The sequence below is a fragment of the Bifidobacterium sp. UMB1197 genome, from assembly GCF_030217745.1.
GTDB lineage: Bacteria > Actinomycetota > Actinomycetes > Actinomycetales > Bifidobacteriaceae > Bifidobacterium > Bifidobacterium vaginale_B.
Genome location: NZ_JASOOL010000006.1, coordinates 34,526 through 52,346, shown reverse-complemented (window position 1 = coordinate 52,346; position 17,821 = coordinate 34,526). Strand labels below are relative to the sequence as shown.

At 48.0% G+C, this 17,821-nt stretch carries 7 protein-coding genes; all 7 read right to left on the bottom strand.

Annotated features, from left to right (window positions below):
* Positions 1–29 precede the first annotated feature (29 nt).
* The gene (locus QP420_RS04725; protein WP_481616695.1) at positions 30–1,073 is read right to left on the bottom strand and encodes a DnaJ C-terminal domain-containing protein; all 1,044 of its coding nucleotides are present in this window, start codon (positions 1,071–1,073) and stop codon (positions 30–32) included.
* Between the two features lie 210 nt (positions 1,074–1,283).
* Positions 1,284–2,042, bottom strand: coding sequence for a nucleotide exchange factor GrpE (gene grpE / locus QP420_RS04720; protein WP_481616694.1), 759 nt, complete (start codon positions 2,040–2,042; stop codon positions 1,284–1,286).
* Positions 2,042–3,937, bottom strand: a complete 1,896-nt coding sequence (gene dnaK, locus QP420_RS04715; protein ID WP_481616693.1) for a molecular chaperone DnaK — start codon at positions 3,935–3,937, stop codon at positions 2,042–2,044. The genes grpE and dnaK overlap by 1 nt, the downstream gene beginning before the upstream one ends.
* 819 nt (positions 3,938–4,756) lie before the next feature.
* A complete protein-coding gene (locus tag QP420_RS04710) occupies positions 4,757–12,262 on the bottom strand; it encodes a coiled-coil domain-containing protein (protein ID WP_481616692.1) in 7,506 nt (2,501 codons plus the stop codon).
* Positions 12,263–13,073: 811 nt separating this feature from the next.
* Positions 13,074–15,848, bottom strand: coding sequence for a glycoside hydrolase family 31 protein (locus QP420_RS04705; protein ID WP_481616691.1), 2,775 nt, complete (start codon positions 15,846–15,848; stop codon positions 13,074–13,076).
* Between the two features lie 108 nt (positions 15,849–15,956).
* Positions 15,957–16,790 (bottom strand): carbohydrate ABC transporter permease, encoded by an 834-nt coding sequence (locus QP420_RS04700; protein WP_481616690.1) that lies wholly within the window; start codon positions 16,788–16,790, stop codon positions 15,957–15,959.
* A complete protein-coding gene (locus QP420_RS04695; RefSeq protein WP_081090941.1) occupies positions 16,787–17,722 on the bottom strand; it encodes a carbohydrate ABC transporter permease in 936 nt (311 codons plus the stop codon). Before QP420_RS04695 ends, QP420_RS04700 begins: the two co-directional genes overlap by 4 nt.
* Between the last annotated feature and the right edge of the window lie 99 nt (positions 17,723–17,821).

The following is a 17,821-nucleotide window of genomic DNA, read 5'->3' as shown; positions in this document are numbered from 1 at the left end:
TTTCCTTTCTACACGCAAACAAATCGCAGCTATGCTCGCAAATCCTTAACTTCTTGCTCGTAATCTGCGCCACACGCCTTATCAAACTCTTTTGCAGCGCGCTTTACCGCCATTGTTGACTTTTTTGGAACGCGAATTTGCGCAATTCCAACAAACGCGCCGTCTTTGCCTGGCACACCTTCGCCTTCTACGCGTATTCTGCTGCCGCCCGAAGTTCCAGATGGCACCTTAAACACAACTGGCTCGCCATCTACGTTTTTAAGCGTGACTTTTGCTCCGTGCACAGCTTCGCTTAAGGTCAGCGGCAAAGTGGCCACTAAGTCGCAGCCTTCAATCGAGAATTGCTCCGACTTTTCCACTTGCACTTGCAAATACATGTCTCCAGAAGCGCCGCCAAATTTGCCTGGCTTTCCTTTTGACTTTAGGCGGATTTTTTGCCCGTCTTTTACGCCTGCAGGAATATGAGTTTTAAACGACTCTCCGCCCGATCGAAGCGAAACTGTAGCGCCTTTAAACGCTTGCTTAAACGTTAGTTTTATAGACGCTGTAATGTCTTCGCCACGTTCAGGCGTGTTTTGCGGAGCAGATTGAGCAGATTGAGCGTACTGGCCGTACTGCCCGTAGTCTGCGCCGCCAAATCCTGCTTGCGACTGCGCGCCCGCGCCGCCCGTAAACATGGAGAATATGTTGCCCATGTCTGGCCCAGCTCCGCCCGTGGAGAATCGCACGCGTGAGCCGCCGCCCATTGGCGACCCGCCAAACATTGATGAGAAAATGTCACTGAATCCGCTTGCGTCGAATCCGCCTGCTCCAGAGCCGCCAGCGAATCTTGCTCCGCCTGCTCCGAATTGGCGAATCGCATCGTAGCGAGCGCGCATCTGCTTATCTTTCAAAACATCGTACGCTTCAGATACATCTTTAAATTTTTCTTCTGCTTCTTTAGTTTTGTTTAAATCTGGATGATATTTTCTAGCGAGTTTTCTGTACGCTTTTGTAATCGTGTCTTCGTCAGCATCTTTGGAGACGCCGAGAACCTTGTAAAAATCTTTGGCTAGCCATTCATTCTCAGCCATTTAAGCTCCTTTTTCTTGAGCCACTGGCATTTATCTAAATAACCTATATCTAAATAACCTACCCGCGCTGGCAGCTTAGAATCTAAACCGCCAACACGAGTAGGCATGGGACTTGCAAGTAGACGTTTGATGCAGTGCGCGAGCTAGACAAGCTAAACAAGCACTAACACTAGCGATGTTTCACGCATTGTTTCACGCATTGCTTTTGTTTCACGCATTGCTTGGAGACGCCACTACAACTCTTGCCGCACGTATAACGCGATCGCCAATCCTGTAGCCCGACTCCACAACAACATCAACCGTTTCCTTAGTAGCATTTGCATCTGGCTTGTGTAGAATCGCATCGTGCTTAGTCGGGTCAAAGTCTTCGCCTTTTTCGCCAAACTTTTCTACGCCAAACTTTTCAAACGCCTTATCTAATTTTGCGGCCACGGCCTTGAACGAATCGTCCATTGCGCCGTGTTCGCGAATCCTATCAATGTCGTCTAAAGCTGGCAATAAAGCCGTAAGCACGTCTGTTATTCCATGCTGCCTAAATCTGTCTTGCTCTTTTGCGGCGCGGTTTCTAAAGTTGATGAACTCTGCTCGCTCGCGCTGCAACGCTTCCAAATAGTCCGCCGCCTCTTTTTTGGCTTTGCCAAGAGGTGTTAAGGAATCGTCTTCTTCGCTGCTTTGCTTGTTTGCAGAATTGTCATTTTCTTTAGATTTACGCGCGTTGGATTCGTCGTCGGTTGCTTGCGATTCTTCCGCAGCAGTGTCTGTGTTAGCAGCATCCGTGTTAGCAGCAGTGTCTGTGTTAGCAGCAGCATGCTTTGCTTCGTGCTTTGCCTCATGAGTTTCCTCATGCGCTGCAACGCTATCTGCCACAGCGCTATCCGCCGCACGCGAATCGCCAGCAGCCGAATCGCCAGAATCCGACGGCACGTCTTCCAAACCGCTCAAGTAGTCGTTGGCGTTAAACTCGGACATTACTTGTTGTCCTTATCGTCCTTGTCGTCGTCCACCACTTCGGCGTCAACCACGTCGTCATCTTTAGAGGCACCTGCATTTGCATCAGATGCAGAACCAGCGGCACCAGCCGCACCAGCGCCCGCAGCACCAGCCGCGCCCTGCTGAGCATAAAGCTGCTGACCAATCTTTTGAGCAGACGTCATAAGCTCGCTTTGCGCACTCTTAATCTTCTCAATGTCATCACCCTTCAAAGCTTCCTTCAAAGCATTCACCTTTTCGGTAACTTCCTTGGAGATTTCATCGGAAAGCTTATCCTTATTGTCGTTTACAAGCTTTTCGGTCTGGTAAGCAAAGGATTCTGCCTGGTTACGAGTATCCGCTTCTTCCTTGCGCTTCTTATCTTCCGCTTCGTGAGCTTCCGCCTCTTTAACCATGCGGTCAATCTCGTCCTTTGGCAAACCAGATCCGCCAGTAATCGTCATGGACTGTTCCTTGCCCGTGCCCTTATCTTTAGCAGAAACGTGCACAATGCCGTTAGCATCAATGTCGAAAGTCACTTCGATCTGCGGAACGCCACGAGGAGCTGGAGCAATACCCGTCAACTCAAAAGTGCCAAGAGGCTTGTTGTCGCGCGCAAACTCGCGTTCGCCCTGGTATACCTGAATCAACACGGATGGCTGATTGTCTTCTGCAGTAGAGAACACTTCAGATCGCTTAGTAGGGATTGCGGTATTACGCTCAATAAGCTTCGTCATAATTCCACCCTTGGTTTCAATTCCCAAAGAAAGTGGAGTTACATCAATAAGCAGAACGTCTTTGCGGTCTCCCTTAATAACACCCGATTGCACAGCTGCACCAACAGCCACAACCTCATCTGGATTCACGGACTGGTTCGCTTCCTTACCGCCCGTAAGCTCCTTTACAAGCTCCTTGACGGCTGGCATACGAGTAGAACCACCAACAAGCACCACGTGATCAATCTGGCTTACAGAGATGCTAGCGTCGGAAAGCACGTTGTTAAATGGCGTACGGCAGCGACCGAGCAAGTCGGAAGTCATCTCCTCAAAGTGCGCACGAGTTAAGGTCTCGTCCAAATGCACTGGAGTTCCATCTGCAGTCATAGCCAAGTATTGCATCGAAATTGAGGCGGATGTAGAAGAGCTAAGCTCCTTCTTTGCCTGCTCAGCAGCTTCCTTCAAGCGCTGCAAAGCAATCTTATCTTTGCTCAAATCAACGCCGTACTTGTTCTTAACTTCGCCAACAAGCCAGTCAATAATCTTCTGATCCCAGTCATCGCCACCCAAGTGGTTATCGCCATTAGTGGCCTGCACCTGGATTGTGGAGAAGCCGTCGTCATCCTTACCAATCTCAAGAAGCGACACATCGAAAGTACCGCCACCCAAGTCGAACACCAAAATGCGCTCGTCTTCCTTGCCTTTTTCAAGGCCATAAGCCAATGCAGCAGCAGTTGGTTCGTTAATAATACGCAGCACGTTCAAGCCTGCAATCTTACCTGCATCCTTAGTTGCCTGACGCTGAGCATCGTTGAAGTATGCTGGGCATGTAATAACAGCATCGGTTACTGGCTCACCAAGGTAGGCTTCTGCATCGCGCTTCAACTTCATCAAAACCTGAGCAGAAATCTCTTGTGGAGTCCACTTCTTGCCATCAATCTCAACGGACCAATCCGTGCCCATATGGCGCTTTACGGAGCTAATCGTGCGATCAACATTAGTAACAGCCTGACGCTTAGCAACTTCGCCAACCAAGATTTCTCCCGACTTGCTGAAAGCCACCACGGACGGTGTTGTACGCGCACCTTCTGCGTTAACAATAACTGTTGGGCTGCCGCCTTCAAGCGTTGCAATGCAGGAGTTCGTTGTTCCTAAATCAATACCTACTGCGCGTCCCATAATATCTCCTAGCTATCTTATCTATGTACCTTTTAATCTATGTACCCAAATTCTTGGCAGCCAGCCTTGCGACTAGCCACTTTTTCTTTTTACAAAACTTGAGTCTAACACACTCAAGTTATTAAAGTCAAGCATTTTTGCGCGCGTTTCGCAAAAACTTAACACTCCCCCACTCAACTTTGCGCAGCGAGCGCGCCTTCCTGCACACCAAGTAAGTAAGGCGCACCCACGTTTGTTCCCTTTTCCCCGCGTTTGTTCCCATTTTGGCCCATTTCGTAAACAAACTCGGGCACACTTCCCCGCGTTTGTTCCCATTTCGACCCATTTTGGAAACAAACACAAGAACACTCCCCCACGTTTGTTTCTTTTTCCCCACGTTTGTTCCCATTTTGGTCGATTTGGGAAACAAATGCAGGAAAAAAGAAACAAAAGCAGGAGAAAGTAAACAAAAGCAAGGAAATCGCCCTCGCGCAACACCAAGCAAGTGGAATATGCGCGTATTATTTTCCGCACTTTGTACGTGATTTAGGTCAAATTTGGTACAAAGTGCGTCAACTGGTTCCGCTTTTTGTACGTGATTTAGGCCAAATTTGGTACAAAACCCGTCAAATCGCTTGCGCGGACTAGCCGCGCGAACGTCTTCGCTTGCGTTGAAAGCACACAGTGCTTTCAACCTTGAGCAAGCTCAGCGCTCCGAATTGCCTTTTCGCGCTACGCTCTAAGCGAAAAGGTAGGTCGGAGCGCAAGCCATTTTGTGCGATATCAGTTATAAGCAACAGACATCAGTGCAGGCGCGCATCGCAACGCATCGCGGCCAAGCTACTTACTAGCGTGCTTACGGCGCTTAGCAGACACTCCAAGTCCCGCCAGCCCCACAAACATAGCGGCGAACGCGCTTAGCGTTGCAGAATCAACGCCAGTCTGAACGCTCAAACTACCGCGAGAAGAACCGCCCCTATCAGCATCTGCCGCATTCAGCGCCGCAAGAGCAGCACGCGCCGCACGAAGCCTGCTCAAAGCTGCATCAACCTGCGCCTGAGTTGCATTTGGATTGGCAAGAACAGCACGCGCATTCTGCAATGCAGCGTTAAACTCGCTAATCACGGCAGCAGCATTCGCAGCGTTCGCAGAAGCATTAGCATTCACGCCATTAGCAATATCCGCAAGTGCGCCATTTACCTCCACAATCAGCATGGACTTATCAACCGCAGCAGCGCCAACACCAAAACCAGTGCCAACATAACCGCTACCGCCGTTGCCAAACGAACCAAGCGAGTTGTAGAAGTCCATTATCTTCTGCTTTGCAAGCTGCAACTTTCTAAGAGCCGCATCAACCTCGGCCTGCGTTGCATTTGGATCTGCAAGCACAGCATTTGCTTCATTCAGAGCCTTGTTGTACTCAGCAATATCCTCGCTATTAGCAATCAAGAACGGAATCGAATCGCGGAATGTAGGGTCATTTTCTGCCTCATTACGCAAATCAGACTTGTCGGTGCCATGCTTGCCTCTAAGGGCAGCCTTGGCATCCTGGAGCCTCTTCAAAGCCGCGTCAACCTGCGCCTGAGTTGCGTCCTTGTCTCCAAGCACAGAATTTGCTTCGGCAAGTGCATTCGCGTACTCTTCGGCTTCTTTGCTTCCTACAGCGTTCTGGAACTCTGGCGTCTGCCTGAAGGTGTCGTCAGCACCAGCCTCGTTAGACAAAGCGCCCTTCTTGGTTGCATAGTCTTTTTCGATCTTCGACTTGGCTTCTTGGAGCTCCTTTAGAGCCTTATCAAGTTCCTGCTGGGTTGGAACCGTAGTGCCTGATGGGAGATTAGCCTTTGGCTTGCCAGTAGTGCGGTCGAACTTCTCAAGCATCTCCTTGGCAGCCTTGAGCTTCGTGTTGTATTCCTCAAGAGCTTTCTTAGAAGCCTCATCACCCTTAGCAGTCGCATTCTTGTACTCTGGAGTGTTCTCGAATACGGTATCGCGCTTGTCGTCGTCGTCAACCTTCGACAAGTCAACTTCTTTTTGAAGATTAACAGAGCTGGTCTTGTAGTTAGCAGTAATCTTTTCCTTTATGTCCTTCAGCTTCTGAAGGGCATCGTTAACTTCCTTTTGGGTTGGGATGTCGGTTGCATCAGACTTTGGCGCAGAACCGTCGTCGTTGAACTTCTTCAAGAGGTCTTGAGCTTTCTGCAACGCAGCCTTGTATTCCTTTACATCAGGAATATCTTCCTTGCTATTACCCTTCTTGGCAAGAGCGTTCTGATACTCTGGGCTGCTCTCAAAAGCAGGATTATGAGCTGTGCCAGTATCATCCTTATCATCAGCTTCCTTCTTGAGGGCAGCTGCGTTGGTCTTGAAGCCATCGGTGATTGCCTTCTTGGCAGCCTGCAACTCATCAAGAGCTTTCTTAACATCAGCATTGGTTGGCTTTGAGTCAGCTTCAGCGTTTGGATCAGGGTTATTCACCTTGTTGATAAGATCCTGCGCAGCCTTAAGCTTCTTGTTGTAATCTTCCAGCTTCTTGGTTGCGGAAGCAGCAGAAGTTGCAGCATCACCGGTTTCAGTCTTCGCCTTTTCAAGCGCATTCTTGTACTCAACTGTCGCCTCGAACGGAGGAGTTACATCATTGCCATGTTCGTCCTTATCGCCAACCTCCTTTTCAAGAGGCGTTGCGTCGGTCTTGAAGCCATCGGTAACAGTCGTCATAGCATCTTGCAAGGTCTTAAGAGCTTCGTCGACTTGCGCCTGAGTTGGGATATTGGCTTCACCATCATTTGGCTTGCCGTTATCATCGAACTTCTTAAGGATATCGATAGCCTTCTTCAAAGCACCATTATTAGTGTTCTCATCGAGAGCTTCAACAGCCTTCTGAGCCGCGGTCTTCTTTTCCGCAGTCGCAGAATCGTCATCCTTAATCGCCACAGCATTCCTATACTCAGGAGTCTGCTTAAAGCCGACGCTCGCAAGTTCCTTTGCATCCTTCAGCAAAGACGCATTGGTCTTGTAGGTGTCGGTAATAGTTTGCTTAGCCTTCTTCAAGGCATCAAGTGCCTCGTCAACCTGCTGCTGAGTTGGGTGCTTGCTAAGCGCAGTATCCGTGGCAGCCTTTACAAGTTCGCGAGCCTTGTTAAGTGCATCCTTGTAAGCCTTGACATCGGCGTTTTCGTTGTCGCCATCCTTCTTGGCCTCGGCATTCTTGAACTCTGGCGAGTTCTCGAACTTGCCATCTATAGAAGATCCTTCAGCATCAGCTTTAGACAAATCCGCCTCAGTCTTAAGATCGTCAGTCTTGGTTGCGTAGGCATCAAGAGCTTGGCGCTTCTCGTCGAGCGTCTTGAGAGCAGCGTCAATCTCGGCTTGCGTTGGCTGAGCGTCAAGCGGTGTATTGCTCTTAGGGTCGTGCTTTGCAAGCAACTCCTGAGCCTCGGCCAATGCCTTGTCGTAAGCGGCCTTAGCTTTCTTGGCGTTATTGTTTCTATCGGTATCTTCAACCAACTTAGTTGGGTCAGTTGTGTCTGCCTTCAAGAAGTGAGGATCAGATGCGTTGCGGTATGCGTCGGAATCCTTTGTTCCCTCAACAGCCTGCTCAGTACCCGATGCGTCTTTACCGTTCTTATCAACGCTTGCCTGAAGCTTGTCTACAGTTGTGTTGTACGTCTTAAGCGCCTCTCGCTTCTCGTTCAAGGTCTTAAGCGCGTCATTCACTTCCTTCTGAGTTGCATCAGGCTTCTTGAGCAATTTCTTAGCATCCTTCAAAGCATCGTCGTATGCCTTCCAAGCAGCAGATGCTTCACTGTTCTTATTAGTATCAGCAGTCGTACCATCTTCACCCTTATAGTCAGGTTTTGCCGTATTCTTATATCCAGGCGTCTGCTTGGTGTTGTCGTCCTCGTTAATCGACTTAATCAAGTCGTCGGTCTTAGTCTTAAACTTATCCAAGCCTGCAACAGCCTCTTTAAGCTTTGCAAGAAGCTTTGTCACATCCCTATTCAAAGGCTTACCCTTAGCATGCGACTGGATGCCGTCAAGGTAGCTAGCACTATTTGTGTCGCCACCCTTGACAGGCACTTTGTCAGTCGAGATTACTTTACTATTAGGCTTGCCATCTACCGTATCTTGAGGCATCTCATCATTAAATGCCTTTTTCAACTTCTCGAGCGCATCATCATACGCTTGCTTTGCCTTCGCTTCGTCAGAACCTGCAGCACCAGCGGACGCGTTTAGATACGCTGGGCTTTTAGTTATAGCCAAACTCTGAAGCAGCGCCGCCGAAATCTTGCTCGTGTCAGTTGCGTACTTATCGATTACTTTACGGGCTTCAACAAGTTTATTCTTAACCGCATCAACCTCATCTTGCGTTACGGTGTCCGGATTCTTCTTGGCTTTATCCATCAAGTCTTTTGCAGCATGATATGCGTCGTTATATTCCTTAAAGTCTTTAGCAGCTTGTGTAGCCTTCGCAGCGTCGGCAGGATCTTTGCTTTGTGACAAATCAAAAGCGTTGAAGTAGGCTGGCATCAAATAACCACTGAAGTTGTCTGCAAGCGCTTTACCAAGAGCGGTTTTATCAGTAGAGTACTTGTTGTCAGCATGAAGTGCTGCTTCAGCGTCTTCAAGCGCTTTCTTTGCTTTGTCTACATCGGCCTTTGTAGCGTTCTTTTCACCAAGCACTCTCTTAGCTTCTGCAAGTGCCTTATCGTAGTCTTCGACTGCCTTTTTAGCGTTAGCGTCTGAGTTTTTCTTCGCGGCCGCGTTCTTATAGAACACACTCTGCTTGCCATCATTGTTATCGAAGCTATTTTTAACGGCAGCATCAAGAGGAGCCTTGTTGGTTGCGTTCTTGTCTAGCGCAGCCTTGGCTTCCTTAAGCTTCTTGATAGCCTCGTTCACTTCCTTCTGGGAAGCGTTTGGATCTTTGGCAAGATCGTTCGCCTTCTTAACAGCGTTATCGTAAGCTGTGCGCTCTTTCTCGCTCGAGTTCTGGTAGGTTGGGTCGGCAGTCTTGAGCTTTGCGTCGCCTGTCTTATCAGCATCGCCCGTGTTCACCTTGCCATCTGCAGCAATCGCAGCGTTCAACTCATCCTTGTTGGTGGTGAAGTCGTTAAGCTTCTTGCGAGCCTCGTCCAGCTTTGCCTTGGCATCGTCAACAGCCTTCTGTGTGGCGTTCTGGTCGTCCTTTACAGCTTCAGCATCTTGAAACGCTTTATCGTAGGCTTCCTTGGCTTTCTTAGCATCTTCATTCTTCGTGGTATCGGCATTGCCATCAGCATCCTTGAAATCAGGATCCGTGACGTTCTTATACTGATTTGTTGCTTGCGTACCAGTTGGATCTTTGCCTTCCTCAGCCTTGCCGTGATCATCAATCGACTGCTCAAGCTTGGTTTTATCAGTCTTAGGACCATCAAGCTCGGCGCGCGCCTTATTCAGCTTAATCGTCGCGTTATCAACCTCAGCCTTAAGGTCTTCACTTAAATCAGCATCAGCTGTAGTTCCAACTTTCTTAAGTGTTTCTTTGGCAGCATCAAGTGCCTTGTCATACGCATCTTTCTTATCCTTAGACGCGTTGTAATACGCAGAATCAGTTGGAGTCTTCTTGTCAGCAGCAAGCTGGTGACCGTCAATTGAACCCTTCAAATCACTTGTCTTATGATTCGTCTGCGGCACAAAGATAACGTTAATTGCCTTAGGCGTATTCCAAGGTTGGTTGCCGTTTTCCATGTAAACATTTCTATACATCGTCAATCCATACGGCAAAACAAACAGGCGCGCCTTATATACCTTGCCTTTTTTGGCAGCAACAAATACCGGCTTAGCTTCATTATCCCAGGAATACGAACCAGCTTCCGATAAATTATCGCCGAGGTCCACACCAGAATTATCAACCTTCTGACTATATTGCCAATAAGCACCGCTCATATTGCCAAGCGACAACTCAGTGGTAGGTTGGCCGTTCTTGTCAATCACGTAGCCCACATGCGACTTCTTGGCCTTTCCATCCACACCTTCATGGTCGAGCTGCTCGTTGCCCGTGAGGTCACGCAAACCAGAATTCTTATCCTTTGCCGTAGCTTTCAACAAATCAAGAATCTTATTTGTATCAAATTCTTCTGCTTTAGTTGAATCGTAGCGGTAGATAATAGTCTTCTTATCTTCGCTCCATGAGAAACCTTCGTCTGTGTCGCGACCATCAATCTTGTCTTTAGTCCACGAAACGTTGTAATCCTTGCGAATATCTGCCAAACGCGTGAGCTTGTGCGCCTTTACGTCAGAAGTAAACTCGGCAACCGCCTTATCGGTCTTAATCTTAACGGTAATCTTGTTTTCCGCCTGACCATTCGAGATGCCCTTATTAGAGTCACCAGTTGCAGTAAGATTGCCAGTAAGGTACGAAAGCGAAATCTGCTTCTCGTAGTCGGTAGCGCTTAATCCAAGCTCTGTTTTGTCTTTATTAGCTTCGTAAATAGCCTTCTTAATGCTCTTAATCTCAGCATCAGAGTAAGCGAGTGGATTGTAGATAACAGTTGCTTTGTCATTTGCAGGAACAGAAATATCCTTTTCCTCAAGCTTCTTCAACACGAGGTCGCGCAAAGCAATCTTAGGAGCGTCGTTTGGATCCACGCCGTCGAAGTTGATGGTAAATTTTCCGTCAGCGCCAATGGTCACCTTGTCTTCTGACACGTGATTAAGGCGCGCTAGCTTCTTTTTAATCTCGTTTTTTACTTCATCAGACACCTTGGACGGGTCAGTGTCCTCAACAATCGGCTTATCGATACGCGTGTCGTAGCGAGCAACCGTAAGAGGCAGCACGTCAGACTTGTAGCCAAGGTCGGAGACGAGGTAGGTCTTGAGGTTATTCACGCCCGTAACATATGTTGTTGGCTCGCCCGTCTTTGAAGTTACCTGATTAATTTTTGCAAGCTGACCATCGTCATACGCCCGCTTATCAGTAATAACAATCTTTTTATCAGGGTCATCAGGTGTGGTAACCTTTTTTGTGTCTTCCCCACGCACGCCAACACCAAACGCCTGACTTGCAGCAGCAATTTGGTCTTTTACCGACAACGGTTTCGATGTCTTCTTGTCCTTAGCCTCAGTAGGAGCATCCAGAGCTTCTTTAAGCTTTTCTTGAATTTGCTTTTCTTCAAGCTTTTGATCGTACTTTAAAACAATCGAGCCAGTCTTTTTTGGTGGAATAAGCGTTGCTGCACGCGCAATATTCGTCTTGTACAGCAAGACTTCCTGCCCATCTTTTGTGCCATACACATAGATGCAGCGGTTTGCGGCATAACCTTGTGCGCCATTAATGCCTCCCTCTCTATAAAGATTGGTCATTTTAAGTGTTGCCGAACCATCATTGCTTGTGGTAAAGGCATATTTTCCAGAATAAGGTTTATGCCAATCTCCTTCAGCGGAATAGTATTCTGCATAATCCTTGGAATGTGTATTACTGTGAATATCAATGTTATCGTCCGGGAAAATAGCAACTTTCGTAATGGTGCTACCGTCAGATGGCTTTGCAAATTTAAAGGTTACTTCTTGGTTTTGTCCGCTTTCAACATACACATTGTCAGACTTGCCCCATGCGTACATGTTTGGGAGCGTGTCTTTTGTTTCTTTTGAAAGTGTTATTTCACTGTTAGCTTGTGGCCCTGGGTCTGGCGCTGCAGAGGCTTCGCGATTTTCGCCACCCGCAGCCTCGTCGGTTGACGGATTATCAGGCAACGAACGCCTATTGCGAACCCTCGCGCCGCCATCTTTGTTCACAGCACCTTGCTTATTTGCATCAGCAGGAGCATCGCTCTTTGCGTCGGTAGTAGTAGAACCAGCAGGCGTATTCCCACTTACGTCCTGCTGATCCACAACATCAGCTGCATTCGTTTCAACTTTTGCAGCACTTTCCCCAGCCAGCTCAGTCTTACTCTTATTAGCCTTAGAATCGGCCTTATCAGAAGTCTCAGCCTTCTTAGAAGCGTCAGCCTCAGAACCATCAGCGGACGCAGTCTCGCCCTCAGCCTTGCCCTCAGCCTCAGTCTTGCCCTTGCCTTCGTCCTTAGCGCCCTCAGCCGCAGCCTCGTCCTTAGCCTCAGCCTTCTTATTAGCAGTTAAATCCTGCTCATTTGCAGCATTACTTGTCTTAACAGGCGCAGAAGTAGTCTCCGCCGCCATTGCAGGAGTTGCGCCAAAAGCAATCGCCGCGCCAGCAATCACGCCAGCAGCTCCAGCAGAAAGAGCAGCCACCTTACGCATATCAACAGCCTTTGCAACACCATTGTTGGCTGCGGAATTCAATGTATTCTTTGCAATCTTGTTGGTGTGCTTACCAGATTTTGTGGTCATGTTCTCCTCTTTCCGTGAGTTTAATTCGATTTACTTGATATCGCTTTGCGCGTCTACCATTGGCGCCCAAAGTGCTATAGCTTTTGACAATAACAATTTAAAGTCCCATAGGTTACATCTATAATGATGTATCTAACCTCTGATAAGTCATTATAACATTTAATAAAAAATTTTGAAGACTACCAACAAATGTTTATAGCTTTGGGGGATACATACCCCCCCCCCCAGGCCTTTTATTTCAAGGGTTTTTGCGGAATATTTTTTTATGCATTTCTGGCGATTTCAACACGCCAAGCGCCGTTTTTAGCTTAATTTCCTAAACATTTGTATATGATACAAATCACATTTTTCCCGCTTTTTGTACGTGATTTAGGTCAAATGTGGTACAAAGTGCGTCAACTTTTTCCCGAAAATGTTGTTCAAAATGGCAAAATTAACAACAAACTCGGGAAGTTTTTCCCGAGAATGTTGTTCAAAACGGCGTGTCGAACAACATTTTCGGGAAAATCGTTCGTGCTGACTGCATCAAGTGAGGTAGAGATTCGAGATTTTTCGCCGCGAAAGAGGCGAGCCTCAGCGCCGAAGGTGGTGACTCGCCGAGAGAGCAAGAAAAATCGAGAATCTCGGTGATGAAAGATACGAAAAAGTTCTAGATATCCAGAAGGTTTGATGTATTTCTCTACGAGCAATAAATAGCGCCATACTGAGGCCTTGGAATATCAACGTTCATAAGACCCCCGTAAAGGAGCGCGTCACTTGCGAGGAGAGAAATACTCAAACCTCGCGCAACATCAAATAGGAAAGCGCGCAGTTACAGCGCGCTGCGAAGTAAAATCTCCTCGAGTGCGCGCTTAACCGAATCAGGCAACGTGCACTTCCATTGCGCCCACTTAGCAACCTCAGGGTGCTGCGGCGCATGCGCATTAGTCAAGTCAACGCTTTGCTGATGTCGCTCAAACTCGCTCTCGCTAGTGTATTCAAGCGCACAAAGCTCACTTATAGCACTCGCACTGCCATCAGCTTGGCGAATCGCATCAAAAGCAATCTCCTTGCCGCGGTACGGCATTTGCGCTTGTAAAAGCAACCTGTAGCAATCGCCAATCTTAGGGTCTTGCGCAATGCACAGCCCTCCATCCACAATCACGCGCACGCAATCGCCAACAGGCACATTGCACACAGAAACAGTAAGACTTAAGTCGCCCTCTTCGCCTTCATATGAAACTTCTACAGCCTTAGATTCAAGCTGATTTTCCCCAACAAAAACGCGGATTTTGCCAAAGTCTGGGCAAGCCACGCCTCTAAACACCACGCTCCAATCGCGCTTGGAAGGCAGCGAAGAAACGGCACTATTGCAGCCCGTTGCAGCGTTAATCACAAACTGCGTGGCCCCATTGCCATCTCGCCAAATAAGCTCCATGCGCGTATCGGCAGTTTTTCCAGCGCACGCGTCTTCAAATCGGCCATTATCTTCGCGCATCACAAATTCGCCGCAATCCCCTGGGAATGCAAGAACGCGCAAAGATCGCGGATTTTCAACGCTATTAACCGCAGCCGCCGCCTGCTCGCTACTTGCGCAAGACGCCTCACTCGGCAAAACTTGCATTGGCACAATGGCCCCAGCACGCGCAAACACTGGCACGCGGTCGATTCCTCGCCAAACCTCAAGTCTGCGCCCAGCACCGCCGCGCGAAACGTAGCGCCTTCCGTCAAAGAAATCGTACCAATCGCCTTCTGGAAGCCAAACGGCAGTGCACCCACGCCCAACTTGCGCGCACCCCTTGCTAACGATTGGCGCAACAACAAGCTGGCTGCCAAAGCGGTACTCGTTCGGCATCTCGTATGCTGCAGGTGTTTCTGGCGATTGCCAATACATTGGCTCTACGATCGGCCTGCCGCAAACCGCCGCGCGATAGTTCATCGTATACAAATAAGGCAGCATTTGCGCGCGAAGTCGCAGCATTTTAACCATCGCATTGCGCGTTTCGGCAGGGAAGTTCCACGGCTCCTTGCCCGCAAACGGCGAGCAGCTGGAGTGAAGGCGATTAATCGGGCTAAACGCGCCGAACGCATACCAGCGTGCCTCCAGCTCATCGCATCGCACACCAAGCATGTGGCCGCCAATATCGTGGCTCCACCAGCCGTAGCCAATGTTAGACGCCGTAGAAGTAAAGTAAGTTTGGAAGGCCAGCGAATCCCACGTTGTTACGCTATCTCCCGAAAATCCCACTGGGTAGCGGTGCGAGCCAGGCCCCGCGTAGCGCGAGAACGTAAGCGGCCACGCGCCGCCGCGCCCCGAATCCTGGTAATGCACGTGGTTAAGCATCCAAAGCGGATCTAAGCCAGCCTGCTTTGTAACTCCGCCCTGCTGCCAATCAATCCACCAGAACCCAACGCCCTCGTTCTCCATGCGCCGATGCATGTTTAGGTATGCTCGCAAAAAGCGCGGATTTGTAAGGTCAAACTCAACTGCCTTGCCGCTTGCAGGGTCAATTCCCATATCGCGCGCAACTTGCGCATAGTCTTCTTCAAACGCGCGCACGCCGTCTCGCGGATGCAAATTAAGCGTTACAGCAAGCCCGTCGCTGGCAAGTTGGCGCAAAAACGCGCGATGATCTGGGAACAAATCGCGGTTCCACGTGTAGCCAGTCCATCCCGAACCGTACTTTGGGTCCACATCCGTTACGTGCCAATCCATGTCGATTACGGCAGTAGAGAACGGTATGCCTTCGCGCTTAAAGCGGCTCATTAGCTGCAAATATTCGTCTTGACTGTACCTGTAGTACCTGCTCCACCAGTTGCTCAGCGCAAATCGCGGAAGAAGCGGCTGCGCGCCCGTAAGCTTGTAAAAGTCGCGAATTGCGCCTATATAGTTGTGACCGTAGCCAAAGAAGTATAGGTCTTTAGAGGTTGATTCAGGGGATTTGGCAGATTCGCCAAGCCCACTGCCATCTGCCTTTGCGCGCGGCTCCACCCATGCCCCGTATGGGTTTTCTTTTCCATCAACAGCAGCCGCATACGCGATTTTTGCCGAGCGCGAATCGTCTAACACGGCCCACCCGTCGCGAGATATTACGCCCGTTCCAAGCTTAACGGCCCCATCCGCCTCGTCCACCGTTCGCGCCGTGCCAAGCAGATTGCCGTGGCATTCGTCGCCGTAATGCCATGTGTTGAATTGCGAGCCTGGCACTCCGCGCACAACAATGCTCAAGCCCTCTTTGCTAAACGGCTGCTGGTTGTACGAAATCAATAGTTTTTCGGTTTCGACTTCTATCCAGCCATTTTCCAAGTTTTTTACGCTGTATTTTGGATTAAAAGCGCGTGACGCCACATCTTCGGTTGCTTGCGATTTTTCCGCGGCAAACTGCGCGCTGCCCTCAAAGTTTCGCCTTACAACTGTTTGCGTAGGCGCGTCTACGAACCCGCCGTTTTCGCTCCACTCAAGGCGCACAAGCGAATCCGTGATTAACGTAATTCGCCAATTTTTGCCGCTTATAACCTGCGACTCTTTTGCCTTAGTCAGCGGATTTTTGGAGTAATCGTAAAAAATGTGCTCGTCTTGAACACCGCGTGCGTCTTGTAAAGTCATTCGGTTTGCCCTTTTCTACTTGCAACATCTACTTGCAACATCTACTTGCAACATCTACTTGCAACATCTACTTGCAACATCTACTTGCGACTTCTCTACTTATCTTTTCTACTTACCGCTACCAGTTGAAATTCCAGCAATAAACTGCTTTTGGAACACCAAGTACACTACTATTACAGGAATAATAGCAAGCGATGCCGCAGCAAACAAACCGCCGTAGTCGGTTCCAAATCTTCCACTAAAAGTCTTCAATCCAACTGCAAGAAGCTGCTTTTTCTCGTCTGTAATCATAAGGAATGGCCACAAATAGTCTTCCCAATTCCACAAGAACGTAAATATTGCGAGCGCAGCAATAGTATTGTGGCTCATTGGCAAGATTATTCTGTGGAATATTCTAGAATCCGAAGCTCCATCCAGTTTTGCAGCCTCAATCAGTTCGTCGGATATTCCGCTTATTGATTGACGGAATAAAAAGATTCCGAATGCGCTTATTAAGCCTGGAACTATAAGCGCGCGATACGTGTCTTGCCAGCCAAAGCTAGTCATCATGTCGTATTGCGGAATGATTGTTACCGCCCAAGGAACCATCATTGTGCTTATTACTATTCCAAAAAGCAGATTTCTGCCACGGAACCTCATTTTTGCAAACACATATCCAAGAACGGCGCTTGTATAAATGGCTATTACTGTTTTAACCACCGATATAAACAGCGAGTTAAAGAATAGCCTCAAAAAGTCGAATTTTTCTTGAATCCCAACGTAATTTCCAAACGTACTTGGCTTTGGGAACAGCCCGCCGTCAACGCGCACAATGTCGCTGTTTGGAGCAAAGGAAGATACAAACATCCAAATAAATGGCACGATTGTTAAGAAAGACAATAAGAATAGGAATATTGTAAGAGACCAGCTAATGATGCTCTTCTTAAGATTATTTTTTTTCATACCAACTCACTATCCTTAGACGCTTTAAACATTATGAATGTTAGGATTCCAGTGATTATAAATAGAACAACGCTCATTGCAGAGGCGATTCCAAAGTTATATTTTTGGAATGCTTGATCAAAAATCAAATAGCTGATTGTGTACGTTGACGTTCCTGGACCACCGTTGGTCATAACAAGAATCTGAACGTACGCTTGAATATAGCCAATCATAGATGTGATTACTATAAAAAGTGTTGTTGGTTTTAGCAATGGAACTGTTATTCTAAAGAATTTTTGCACGCTGTTAGCGCCGTCGATTTCTGCCGCTTCGTAAACATCTTTTGGCAAGTTCATTAATCCAGCCAAATAAAGCACCGTTGCGTAACCAAAATCTTTCCAAATTGTCATTATTATGATTGCTGGCATAGCCCAAGTGGAACTGTGCAGCCAATTGATATTTAAGCCAGTAACTCTATCAATCATGCCAAACTGCGGGTCAAACATCCACATCCACACAAAGCTCACCGCCACCAACGGCGTGATTGTTGGCATGTAAAAAAGACCTCGCAATGTGTCTTTGCACTTAACAAGCTTGGAGCTTAACAACATTGCAAAACCAATGCCAAGAATAACTCGGAACACAACGGATACAAACGTAAAGATTGCAGTGTTTGCTATTGACTTCCAGAATAACTTATCTACTAAAATCTGTTTAAAATTATCTAGCCCAACCCAATTGTATGTTCCAACAAGCGGATTCCATTCGTGGAAGCTGCCTGCAAAAGCCTTATATATTGGATAGGCAAGAAAAATCACAAAATAAACAATCAGAAACACTACTGCTATATTCCGAAAGGAGAAGGTTCGAGAAAGAGCAGTGCTTATTTTTGACATACCACCATTATGTTTTCTCATTTTGTACAAATGAGAATCCTGATTTACCTGTTTCATGATTTTCCTTGCCTTACCTACTGAGCACAATGATTACTAGTTATAGCTAGTTTTGACTAGGCAACTAATCGCTTATATCGATGTCGACTTATAGTCAAC

Coding starts and splice junctions, on each gene's coding strand:
- QP420_RS04725 (WP_481616695.1), bottom strand. CDS start 1,073: ATGGCTGAGAATGAATGGCTAGCCAAAGATTTTTACAAGGTTCTCGGC.
- grpE (WP_481616694.1), bottom strand. CDS start 2,042: ATGTCCGAGTTTAACGCCAACGACTACTTGAGCGGTTTGGAAGACGTG.
- dnaK (WP_481616693.1), bottom strand. CDS start 3,937: ATGGGACGCGCAGTAGGTATTGATTTAGGAACAACGAACTCCTGCATT.
- QP420_RS04710 (WP_481616692.1), bottom strand. CDS start 12,262: ATGACCACAAAATCTGGTAAGCACACCAACAAGATTGCAAAGAATACA.
- QP420_RS04705 (WP_481616691.1), bottom strand. CDS start 15,848: ATGACTTTACAAGACGCACGCGGTGTTCAAGACGAGCACATTTTTTAC.
- QP420_RS04700 (WP_481616690.1), bottom strand. CDS start 16,790: ATGAAAAAAAATAATCTTAAGAAGAGCATCATTAGCTGGTCTCTTACA.
- QP420_RS04695 (WP_081090941.1), bottom strand. CDS start 17,722: ATGAAACAGGTAAATCAGGATTCTCATTTGTACAAAATGAGAAAACAT.